At 42.6% G+C, this 12,846-nt stretch carries 5 protein-coding genes and 1 pseudogene; all 6 read left to right on the plus strand.

Annotation, left to right across the window (positions count from 1 at the left end):
- Positions 1-477 precede the first annotated feature (477 nt).
- The 6 genes and pseudogenes from BACCOPRO_RS13640 (at position 478) to cas2 (ending at position 12,836) form a co-directional block, all read left to right on the plus strand.
- A complete protein-coding gene (locus BACCOPRO_RS13640) occupies positions 478-2,361 on the plus strand; it encodes an amidophosphoribosyltransferase (protein ID WP_008144467.1) in 1,884 nt (627 codons plus the stop codon).
- 52 nt (positions 2,362-2,413) lie between these two features.
- The gene (carA, locus tag BACCOPRO_RS13645) at positions 2,414-3,490 is read left to right on the plus strand and encodes a glutamine-hydrolyzing carbamoyl-phosphate synthase small subunit (RefSeq protein ID WP_008144468.1); all 1,077 of its coding nucleotides are present in this window, start codon (positions 2,414-2,416) and stop codon (positions 3,488-3,490) included.
- Between the two features lie 23 nt (positions 3,491-3,513).
- Entirely contained in the window at positions 3,514-6,741 is a 3,228-nt protein-coding gene (gene carB / locus BACCOPRO_RS13650; protein WP_008144469.1) for a carbamoyl-phosphate synthase (glutamine-hydrolyzing) large subunit, read from the plus strand.
- 295 nt (positions 6,742-7,036) lie between these two features.
- On the plus strand, positions 7,037-11,566 hold the full coding sequence (gene cas9, locus BACCOPRO_RS13655) for a type II CRISPR RNA-guided endonuclease Cas9 (protein WP_008144470.1): 4,530 nt from the start codon (positions 7,037-7,039) through the stop codon (positions 11,564-11,566).
- Positions 11,567-11,570: 4 nt separating this feature from the next.
- Positions 11,571-12,503, plus strand: a complete 933-nt coding sequence (cas1, locus tag BACCOPRO_RS13660) for a type II CRISPR-associated endonuclease Cas1 (RefSeq protein ID WP_008144471.1) — start codon at positions 11,571-11,573, stop codon at positions 12,501-12,503.
- Positions 12,503-12,836 (plus strand): annotated as a pseudogene (cas2, locus tag BACCOPRO_RS13665) (CRISPR-associated endonuclease Cas2). The gene cas1 and the pseudogene cas2 overlap by 1 nt, the downstream one beginning before the upstream one ends.
- The last annotated feature ends 10 nt before the right edge of the window (positions 12,837-12,846 follow it).

Consider the following 12,846-nt stretch of genomic DNA (forward strand, 5'->3'; position numbering starts at 1 on the left):
GTTGTATTTGGGTGATTTTATCGACTGGTTGTCTGAGTCTGTTTCTGTATTATATTGGGCTTTGTAATAAAGAAATGAAAGATTAGTGACAGACATATACTTATGTGAATCTGTATTTAGTGAATGTCGGTAAAGAATTTCTTTGGAACATAAATTGAATAGCAGCCTGTCAAAATATAAATAATTCAGAAAATAGCTGTCCTTTCACGGAAAATTGCTATATTTGCACCCCGAAGTATAAGTGGGATTCAATGTATAGTTTAGAGAAACAGATAGAAGTTAAAAGAGCTTATCCGGATTCGGGTTGGCTGAACACATATTTTTTTGTATTTTTCTATCTTGCATTGCAGTCCTTTTCATATTTAGGCTGTGATATTTGTGAAAATTTAATAGTGAGAAAATACCTGAAATTGCTTGTTGGCAAGTTCAGGTATTTTTTTGATGCTGTATAAGGACTAACTAACGATTCGGAACAATATGGAACCATTAAAACATGAATGCGGAGTTGCGTTGATTCGCCTGTTAAAACCGCTGGAATATTATCAGGAAAAGTATGGGACCTGGATGTACGGACTGAACAAGCTTTATCTGTTGATGGAAAAACAGCATAACCGCGGTCAGGAAGCGGCTGGTCTGGCTTGTGTCAAGTTACAGGCAAACCCAGGTGAAGAATATATGTTTCGCGAGCGCGGACTAGGCTCGGGAGCGATTACCGAAATATTCAGTACGGTTCACAGTTGTTTCAAGGATTTGACACCCGAACAGATGGCCGATGCAGAATATGCCAAACAGTGTCTGCCTTTTGCCGGTGAGTTGTATATGGGACATTTACGCTATTCAACGACGGGTAAAAGTGGTATTTCATACGTGCATCCGTTTTTGCGGCGCAACAACTGGCGTGCAAAGAATCTGGCACTTTGCGGAAACTTCAATCTGACCAATGTGGATGAAATCTTTGCTGACATTACAGCCGACGGCCAGCATCCCCGTAAATATGCCGATACTTATATCATGCTGGAACAGGTGGGACATCGCCTTGACCGTGAAGTGGAACGGCTTTACCAGCAATGCAAAGAAGAAGGTCTGGAAGGAATGGATATAACACATGCCATTGAAGACCGGATTGATCTGACCAATGTATTGAAAACTTCAAGTCCGAAATGGGATGGGGGATATGTCATCTGCGGTCTGACCGGTAGCGGTGAAAGTTTTGCCGTTCGTGATCCCTGGGGAATTCGTCCGGGATTCTGGTATATGGATGATGAAATCATGGTACTGGCTTCTGAGCGTCCTGTTATACAGACTGCTTTGAACGTACCGGCCGACAGCGTACATGAACTTCTTCCGGGACAGGCTATTCTGGTCAATAAGAAAGGAGAGATGCGTCTGGCACAGATCAATGAGCCGAAACAAAAGAAGGCCTGCTCGTTTGAACGCATCTATTTCAGCCGCGGAAGTGATATGGATATTTACCGCGAGCGCAAGCAGCTGGGTGAAAAACTGGTTGATCCGATTCTGAAAGCCATTGACTACGACGTGGTACATACGGTCTTTTCATTTATTCCCAATACGGCCGAAGTAGCCTTCTATGGTATGCTGGAAGGTTTTGACAATTATTTGAACCAGCTGAAGGTACAACGGATTGAAGCATTGGGACATAAACCCAGTCACAGCGAACTGGAACAGATTCTTTCCCAGCGTATCCGCAGTGAAAAGGTGGCTATAAAAGATATCAAGTTGCGTACGTTCATTGCCGAAGGTAACACACGTAATGATCTGGCAGCACACGTATACGACATTACTTACGGAAGTCTTATTCCGTACGAAGATAATCTGGTGATTATTGATGACAGTATCGTGCGTGGTACGACGCTGAAACAGAGTATCATCAGTATTCTGGACCGGTTGCATCCGAAAAAGATCGTCATTGTTTCTTCTTCGCCGCAGGTCCGTTACCCGGATTATTATGGTATTGACATGGCGAGCATGGAGCAGTTCATCGCCTTCAAGGCAGCCATTGCCTTGCTGGAAGAACGGGGCATGCAGCGTGTCATTGAGGATGTTTACCTCAAGTCGAAGGCACAGCTGTCGCTTCCGAAAGAAGAAATGGTGAACTATGTGAAGGAAATCTATGCTCCGTTTACCGATGAAGAGATTTCTGCCAAGATGGTGGAACTGCTGACACCGGCCGGAACCCAGGCTAAAGTAGAAATCGTATACCAGACTCTTGAAGGACTGCATGAAGCTTGTCCGGATCATGAAGGAGACTGGTACTTTAGCGGTGACTATCCGACACCGGGCGGAGTGAAACTGGTGAACCAGGCCTTTATTGATTATGTAGAACAGATCTATCAGTTCTGAGAAAAGTAGAGAAATATTAACAGTAAACAATAGATACAGAATATTTAAGGTAATGAGAAATGTAACATTGATCCTCGACGACGGGAGCCGCTTTCATGGCAAGTCGTTCGGCTATGAGAAACCGGTAGCCGGTGAAGTGGTGTTCAACACAGCGATGACCGGATACCCTGAGAGCCTGACCGACCCTTCGTATGCAGGTCAGCTGATGACGCTGACTTATCCGTTGGTTGGTAACTATGGCGTGCCTCCGTTCACGTTTGAAGCAAACGGACTGCCCACCTTTATGGAGAGCGAAAAAATTCATGCCGAAGCGATTATCGTGAGCGATTACAGCGAGAAGTATTCTCACTGGAATGCAGTGGAAAGCTTGGGCGACTGGCTGAAGCGTGAACAGATTCCGGGTATTACAGGTATTGACACACGCGAACTGACCAAGGTTTTGCGTGAGCATGGTGTGATGATGGGAAAGATCGTTTTCGACGATGAACCGGACAACATTCCCGAAGCTGCCTATGCCGGTGTGAATTATGTTGATAAGGTTTCCTGCAAGGAGATCATCCGTTACAATGAAGGCGAAGGCAAGAAGAAAGTGGTACTGGTTGACTGCGGTGTGAAGTCAAACATCATCCGTTGTCTGCTCAAACGTGATGTGGAAATCATCCGTGTACCCTGGGATTACGATTTCAACTCTCTGCAGTTCGACGGTCTGTTTATTTCCAATGGTCCGGGCGACCCCGATACATGTGATGCTGCCGTGCAGAACATTCGCAAGGCCATGCAGAACGAGAAACTGCCTATCTTCGGTATCTGTATGGGTAACCAGCTGCTGTCAAAGGCAGGTGGAGCCAAGATCTACAAGCTGAAATACGGTCACCGCAGCCACAATCAGCCGGTGCGTATGGTAGGAACTGAAAAATGTTTCATTACCTCACAGAACCACGGTTATGCAGTGGACAACAACACCCTGGGAGCAGACTGGGAACCTCTTTTCATCAATATGAACGATGGTTCCAATGAAGGAATCCGTCACAAGAAAAACCCCTGGTTCTCGGCACAGTTCCATCCTGAAGCTGCCAGTGGCCCGACAGATACGGAATTCCTGTTCGACGAGTTTGTAAAGTTGCTGTAATCCATTAAAATCAAAAGAAAACAATGAAAGAAGATATAAAGAAAGTATTATTGTTAGGTTCCGGAGCCTTGAAGATCGGTGAAGCAGGCGAATTCGACTATTCCGGCTCACAAGCTCTGAAGGCGTTGAAGGAAGAAGGCATCGAAACCATTCTGATCAACCCGAACATCGCTACCGTACAGACATCGGAAGGCGTGGCAGACAAGATTTACTTCCTGCCTGTGACTCCTTATTTTGTAGAGAAGGTGATTGCCAAAGAACGTCCCGACGGCGTGTTGCTGTCGTTTGGTGGTCAGACTGCCTTGAACTGCGGTGTGGCTCTGTATAAGGCCGGTGTGTTTGAAAAATACAATGCACGCGTGCTCGGTACTCCCGTACAGGCTATCATGGATACGGAAGACCGTGAGCTGTTCGTACAGAAACTGGATGAAATCAATGTAAAGACCATCAAGAGTGAAGCGGTTGAAAACATTGAAGATGCCCGCCGTGCTGCCAAGGAACTGGGTTATCCGGTGATCATCCGTGCTGCATACGCACTGGGAGGTCTGGGCTCAGGTTTCTGCGACAATGAAGAAGAACTGAACGTACTGGCTGAAAAAGCTTTCTCTTTCTCTCCGCAGGTGCTGGTTGAAAAGAGTCTGAAAGGCTGGAAAGAGGTGGAATACGAAGTGGTACGCGACCGTTTCGACAACTGTATCACCGTATGTAACATGGAAAACTTCGACCCTCTGGGTATCCATACCGGTGAGTCTATCGTTATCGCTCCTTCACAGACTCTGACCAACAGCGAATATCACAAACTGCGTGAACTGGCTATCCGCATCATCCGTCATATCGGAATCGTGGGTGAATGTAACGTTCAGTATGCGTTTGATCCCGAATCAGAAGACTACCGGGTAATCGAAGTAAATGCCCGTCTGAGCCGTTCATCTGCACTGGCTTCCAAGGCAACCGGTTATCCTCTGGCATTCGTTGCTGCTAAGTTAGGTCTGGGTTACGGACTGTTTGACCTGAAGAACTCGGTAACAAAGACTACTTCTGCTTTCTTTGAGCCGGCACTGGACTACTGTGTATGTAAGATCCCCCGCTGGGACTTGGGCAAGTTCCACGGTGTAGACCGTGAGCTGGGTTCCAGCATGAAGTCTGTCGGTGAAGTCATGGCCATCGGACGTACTTTCGAAGAAGCGATTCAGAAAGGTCTGCGTATGATCGGTCAGGGCATGCACGGTTTCGTAGAAAACAAGGAACTGGTGATCGAAGACATCGACAAGGCCTTGCGCGAACCGACCGACAAGCGTATCTTCGTTATCTCGAAGGCAATGCGTGCCGGTTACACTGTTGACCAGATCCACGACCTCACCAAGATTGACAAATGGTTCCTTGACAAGCTGATGAACATCATGCAGACATCCAAGGAACTCCATGAATGGGGCAACAACCATAAGCTGCTTTCACAGCTTCCGAACGAACTGCTTTATAAAGCCAAGCGTCAGGGATTCTCTGACTTCCAGGTGGCACGTGCCATCGGATACGAAGGTGAAATGGAAGATGCCATCGTCGACATCCGCAACCATCGTAAGAAAGTAGGTATCGTTCCGGTTGTAAAACAGATCGATACGCTGGCAGCTGAATATCCTGCACAGACCAACTATCTGTATCTGACTTATAGCGGTGTTGCCAATGATGTACATTATCTGGGCGACCATAAGAGTATCGTGGTACTCGGTTCGGGAGCTTACCGTATCGGTTCTTCCGTAGAGTTCGACTGGTGCGGCGTTCAGGCACTGAACACCATCCGCAAGGAAGGCTACCGTTCCGTTATGATTAACTACAACCCCGAAACCGTTTCTACTGACTACGATATGTGCGATCGTCTGTACTTCGACGAGCTGACCTTCGAACGTGTCATGGATATTCTTGATCTGGAGAACCCGCACGGCGTGATCGTTTCTACCGGCGGACAGATTCCGAACAACCTGGCACTGCGTCTGGATGCACAGAAAGTAAATATCCTGGGAACATCGGCCAAGAGCATTGACAATGCTGAAGACCGCGACAAGTTCTCAGCCATGCTTGACCGCATCGGCGTTGACCAGCCGGAATGGAGCGCACTGACTTCAATGGAAGACATCAATGCATTTATCCAGAAAGTAGGATTCCCGGTACTGGTTCGTCCGTCATACGTGCTGTCTGGAGCTGCCATGAACGTATGTTCCAACCAGGAAGAGCTGGAACGCTTCCTGCAGCTGGCTGCCAATGTATCGAAGAAACATCCGGTTGTAGTCAGCCAGTTCATCGAACATGCCAAGGAAGTGGAAATGGATGCCGTTGCACAGAACGGTGAAATCGTTGCATACGCCATTAGTGAACACATCGAATTTGCCGGCGTTCACTCGGGAGATGCTACCATCCAGTTCCCGCCGCAGAAGCTGTATGTTGAAACCGTTCGCCGCATCAAGCGCATCAGCCGCCAGATTGCGAAGGAACTGAACATTTCCGGTCCGTTCAATATCCAGTTCCTGGCCCGCGAAAACGATATCAAGGTTATCGAATGTAACCTGCGTGCCAGCCGTTCATTCCCGTTTGTCAGCAAGGTTCTGAAGATCAATTTCATCGAACTGGCTACAAAAGTTATGTTGGGATTGCCGGTTGAAAAGCCTGAAAAGAACTTGTTTGAACTCGACTATGTAGGTATCAAAGCCAGCCAGTTCTCATTCAACCGTCTGCAGAAGGCCGACCCTGTACTGGGTGTCGACATGGCTTCTACCGGTGAGGTGGGCTGTATCGGTGAAGACACTTCATGTGCCGTACTGAAAGCCATGCTGTCTGTCGGTTACCGCATTCCGGAAAAGAACATTCTGATGTCTACCGGAACACCGAAGCAGAAGGTGGAAATGCTGAAGGCTGCTCAGGAATTGAAGAAGAAAGGCTACAATATCTTTGCAACAGGTGGTTCTTCGAAGTTCCTTACAGAAAATGGAATTGAAAACACCCGTGTATACTGGCCGAGCGAGGAAGGACATCCTCAGGCATTGGAAATGCTTCATAAGAAGGAAATCGACATGGTAGTGAATATTCCGCGTGACCTGTCGGCAGGTGAGCTGGATAACGGTTACAAGATCCGCCGTGCAGCTGTCGATCTGAATATTCCTTTGGTTACGAATGCACGTCTGGCCAGTGCCTTCATTCATGCATTCTGTACGATGACTATCGATGATATCGCTATCAAGAGCTGGGATGAATATAAATAATCCGGCTGACAGATAATCTGATTTTTACTGGCGCCACTCTGAAAGGACTGTTCCTTTTGGAGTGGCGTTTTTTTCGTGCGTATTTATTGATGATATTGTTTTGGGGGTAAAAGAGAAAGTATAAAAAAAGAAAGCGACCTTTTGCAAGACCGCTTTAATTGTTTTCACAACGGAATAATCCTTATTGTGATTTGCTTCAATTTAGTATTTGCAAATATATGAAAAGTTTTTTGATACCGATATCTTTGTGAGATAAATTTTGTCTATATTTGAGAAAAAATAACTTAAGTAGATTATGAAAAAGACATTAGGCTTAGATTTAGGAACAAATAGTATCGGATGGGCTGTAATCAATTCTAATATAGATTCTGAAGGTAAAGAAAAACTAGTAGGTATTTCTTCTTGTGGCAGTAGGATTATTCCTATGGATGCTACTACATTAGGAGACTTTGGAAAAGGAAATACTAAATCTCCAGTAGCGGAACGAACAAGACTTCGAGGAATACGTCGCTTGCTGGAACGTAGCTTACTTCGTAGAGAACGCTTGCATCGGGTTCTGTCTGTTATGGGTTTTTTGCCGGAACATTATGCTTCTCAACTGGATCGATATGGCAAGTTCTTGCCGGAAACAGAGCCTAAACTGGCCTGGTATAAAGATGATTCTGGCAGATATCAATTTCTGTTTCAGAAATCATTTCATGAGATGCTTGAAGACTTTCGTCAGCATCAGCCGGAACTGGTTGCGGGAGAGAAAAAGATACCTTATGACTGGACTATTTATTATTTGCGGAAGAAAGCTCTTTCTCAGGAAATAACTAAGGAAGAACTGGCCTGGATACTTCTCAACTTTAATCAAAAGAGAGGATACTATCAGTTGAGAGGAGAAGAAGAACAGGAAGAAAATAATAAATCAGTAGAATATCATGCGCTGAAGGTCGTATCTGTGGAAGACTCCGGAGAGCGTAAGGGAAAGGACATCTGGTATAATGTTACATTGGAAAATGGCTGGGTTTACCGGAGGGCCAGCAATATTCCTTTAGACTGGACCGGTAAGGTGAAAGAGTTTGTTGTAACAACAGAATTAGATGATGCCGGAAATCCCAAAAAGGATAAGGAAGGTAACGTGAAGCGTTCTTTCCGGGCTCCTAAAGAAGATGATTGGGGATTACTGAAAACCAGAACGCAGGCGCAGATTGATGAAAGTGGTAAAACTGTTGGTACATATATTTATGAATCATTACTTTGTATGCCCAATCAGAAAATCAGAGGAAAACTGGTTCGTACGATAGAACGTAAATATTATAAAGACGAACTTCGACAGATCTTGGTTAAGCAGTCTGAGTTTCACGCAGCTTTGCAAGATCATAATTTGTTGCTTTCTTGTATTGAAGAACTATATCCTAACAATGAAGCACATCGTCGGTTATTATCTGCTTCCAGTTTTATCTATTTTCTGATAGAAGATATATTGTTTTATCAGCGTCCACTGAAAAGCCAGAAAGGATTGATAGACAATTGTCCCTATGAATCACATATATATAAGGATAAGAAGGATGGCAGTTTGCATCATGTTCCATTAAAATGTGTTTCCAAATCACATCCGCTGTTTCAGGAATTCCGGTTGTGGCAATTCCTTTCTAATTTACGCATATATCAGCGTGAAAGAATGATGGATGGATCTCTTAAGCTGGATGTGGATGTAACACGTGAATTCTTGCCGAGTGAGGAGGATTATGTAAAATTATTCGACTGGCTGAATGAACGGAAAGAAATCAGTCAAAAGTTTCTTCTGGCATATAAACCTTTCGGATTAAAGAAAAATGAGCAGGCTAATTATCGTTGGAACTATGTAGAAGACAAGAGTTATCCATGTAATGAGACAAGAGCGGAAATCAAGAGCAGACTGAGTAAGGCTGGAGTTCCGGAGGAATTCCTGACAGAAGAAAAGGAAGAGGCTTTATGGCATATACTGTATTCTATATCAGATAAGAAAGAGTTGACAAAGGCTTTAGGTACTTTTGCAGCGAAGAACTGTCTGAACGAAAGTTTTGTGGAAGTCTTTGCCAAAATTCCGCCTTTTGAAAGTAATTATGCAGCTTACTCCTTGAAAGCTATCCGTAAATTGCTTGCATTGATGCGCATGGGAAAGTATTGGAATGAGCAGGCCATTGACAGGCAAACCCGCGATCGAATAGAAAAGATTCTGACAGGAGAATATGATGAAACTATTCGTTCTCGTGTGCGTGAAAAGGCTATGCTTTTGACAGATATATCTTCTTTCCGTGGACTTCCTTTGTGGTTGGCATGTTATATTGTTTATGATCGTCATTCTGAATCAAAAGAACTTGTGAAATGGGAAACTCCTGCTGATATTGATCATTTCTTGAGTAAGTTCAAACAGAATTCATTGCGTAATCCTATTGTAGAGCAGGTTATTACAGAATCTTTGCGTACTGTACGAGATATTTGGAAGCAAGAAGGTAAAATAGATGAAATTCATGTTGAATTAGGTCGTGAGATGAAGAATCCGGCCAAAGAACGTGCTCGGATAACAGCTCAGGTACAGGAAAATGAAAATACCAATTTGCGTATAAAAGCGTTGCTTGCAGAGTTTATGAACCCTGAATTTGAGATAGAAAATGTTCATCCTTACTCGCCTGGGCAGCAAGAGATTCTACGAATTTATGAAGATGGAGTTTTGTCGGGTATTGCAGAAAAGGATTTGCCTGATGATATCACAGCAATATTGAAAAAGTTTAGAGAAAATGATGTAAAGAAACGTCCCACAACTTCAGAAGTCTTGCGGTATAAACTTTGGCTGGAGCAACGATATCGTTCACCTTATACCGGTAGGGTTATTCCGCTTGGTAAATTGTTTACTCCAGCTTATGAAATAGAGCATGTGATACCACAGTCACGTTATTTTGATGATTCTATTTCCAATAAGGTCATTTGTGAATCAGCTGTGAATAAGTTGAAAGATAATTGTCTGGGATATGAATTTATCAAAAAGCATTCCGGTGAGATGGTTGAACTGGGGAATGGTGAAACGGTTCCTGTCTTTTCGGTTGAAGAGTATGAACGTTTCGTGAAAGAATCTTACTTTGGCAATAGCAAGAAGATGAAGAAACTGTTGCTGGAAGATATACCTGATAGTTTTATTGAGCGTCAGTTGAATGATAGTCGATATATCAGTAGGGTAGTGACATCTTTACTTTCAAATTTGGTATGTGAAGAGGGAGAACAGGATGGTTTGTCAAAGAATGTTATAGTTTGTACGGGTGGAATAACAGATCGGTTGAAGAAGGATTGGGGAGTACAGGAGGTATGGAACCGGATTATTCTTCCACGTTTTTTACGGTTGAATGAGATTACTGGCAGAACAGATTTCACTTCTACAAGTGTAAACGGTCATCTGTTGCCTGCCTTACCTTTGTATCTGCAAAAAGGATTTAATAAAAAAAGAATAGACCATCGTCATCATGCGATGGATGCCATAGTCATAGCCTGTGCTAATAGGAATATTGTAAACTATCTCAATAACTCTTCTGCAAGAAAGAATTCTGAGATATCTCGTTATGATCTGCAACGTTTGTTGTGTGAAAAGGTGAAAACAGACGCAAACGGTAATTACAAATGGATTCTTCGTAAACCTTGGGAGACATTTACACAGGATGTATATGCAGCATTGACGAATATTGTTGTCAGCTTTAAGCAGAATCTTCGGGTAATCAATCGTACCACGAACTATTATCAGCATTATAATGAGGCTGGAGAAAAGAGAATGATTCCCCAGACTAAGGGTGATCGTTGGGCAATCCGTAAACCGATGCACAAAGATACGGTATATGGTGAAGTTAATTTGCGTAAGGAAAAGACACTTCCTTTGAGAGACGTTGTCAAGAATCCGTCGATTGTTGTGGATAAGTCATTGAAAAACAAATTGTATGAGTTGCTAAAATCTCAGTATGACCTGAAAGCAATAGCGAAGTACTTCGAAACCCATCAGGATGTCTGGGCTGATGTCAATTTAAAGAAAATCAAGGTATACTATTTTACAAAGGAGACAAATGAACGCTTCTTTGCAACACGTAAATCACTAGATCCAAGTTTTGATCAGAAGAAAATTGAAGAAGAAGTTACGGATACAGGGGTACAAAAGATTTTGCTACATCATTTACAGCAAAATAATAACGATCCGGATATGGCTTTTTCTCCTGATGGAATAGACCGTATGAATCAGAATATGACAATTCTGAACGATGGCAAATGGCATCAACCCATTTATAAAGTACGGACTTATGAAAAAGCAGATAAGTTTGCTGTTGGTGAGAGTGGAAATAAAGCTAAAAAGTTTGTAGAAGCAGCCAAGGGAACCAATTTGTTTTTTGCAGTATATGAATCTGTACAAGAGGATGAGGCTATAGGAAAGCAGGTCTGTAAACGGACTTTTGCAACCATACCTCTGAACGAAGTTATCAAGCGTAAAAAACAAGGATTACCTGCTGCCCCGGAAGATTTAAATGGTAATCTGCCAAAATTTGTTTTATCTCCTAATGATTTGGTCTATTTACCAACAGAAGAAGAACGTAATAGCAGCAGAATAATTCAACCTTTGGATAGAGAAAGAATTTATAAAATGGTTTCTTCTTCTGGTAGTCAATGTTTCTTTATAAAAGTATTTGTTGCTAATTCAATTTGGGATAAAAATGAGTATTCCTCTTTAAATAAGATGGAGCGTGCAATAACAAATGAAATGATAAAAGAAATTTGTGTTCCTATTAAGATAGATAGATTAGGTAATGTTTCCTTGATACAAATATGATATAATGATAAAGAAAACACTGTATTTTGGCAATCCTGCTTATTTATCACTGCAAAATAAGCAGTTGGTTATTAAGTTGCCGGAAGTGGAGCGTAATGCTTCACTTCCAGAATGCTTTAAATCTCAATCGGTTATAACCAGACCGATAGAAGATATAGGATTGGTGATATTAGATCACAAGCAGATAACAATTACTTCGGGAGCGCTTGAAGCGCTTTTGGAAAACAATTGTAGTGTCATAACTTGTGATAACAAAAGTATGCCTGTAGGACTGTTATTGCCACTTTATGGAAATACAGTACAGAATGAAAGATTTAGGGAACAACTCACGGCAACTCTTCCGTTGAAGAAACAATTGTGGCAGCAAACTATAAAAGTTAAAATACAGAATCAGGCACATGTCCTGCAATATTGTTCAGGAGAAGACAATAAATGCATGAGGATTTGGGCGGAAGAAGTAAAAAGCGGCGATCCTGATAATCTGGAAGCGAGGGCTGCTGCTTACTATTGGAAAACACTTTATGCTCATATTCCAGGATTTACACGCGACCGTGACGGAATCCCTCCCAATAATTTATTAAATTATGGCTATGCTATTTTACGCGCGATTATAGCCCGTGCTTTAGTTTCCAGTGGTTTGTTGCCAACTTTAGGCATACATCATCATAACCGCTATAATGCTTATTGTCTGGCTGATGATATAATGGAGCCTTATCGCCCTTATGTAGATAAACTTGTATTTCAACTTGTCAAGACTTATGGCGAAAATATAGAACTGACCAAGGAAATAAAATCTGTTTTATTGACGATTCCCACGCTTGATGTGGTTATAGGTAGAAAACGAAGTCCGTTAATGATAGCTGCTACTCAGACAACTGCCTCTTTATATAAATGCTTTAGTGGTGAATTGCGTAAAATTGCTTATCCAGAAATGTGATGGATAGATACAGTGAATATCGTATTATGTGGATACTTGTATTTTTTGATTTGCCTACAGAAACTCAAAAAGACAAGAAAGCTTATACCTTGTTTCGTAAGAACCTGCAGAAAGACGGCTTTACAATGTTTCAGTTTTCTATTTATGTTCGCCATTGTGCCAGTTATGAAAATGCAGAAGTTCATATCAAACGTGTCAAGTCTTTCCTACCGGAATTTGGTCAAATAGGGATTTTATGCATAACAGATAAACAGTTTAGCCAGATAGAATTATTTTATGGGGAAGAAGCCTCAAATTAAGAATGTTGCTGGACAACAATTGGAGTTGTTTTAGAAATAAAAAA

Source organism: Phocaeicola coprophilus DSM 18228 = JCM 13818 (assembly GCF_000157915.1).
Lineage (GTDB): Bacteria > Bacteroidota > Bacteroidia > Bacteroidales > Bacteroidaceae > Phocaeicola > Phocaeicola coprophilus.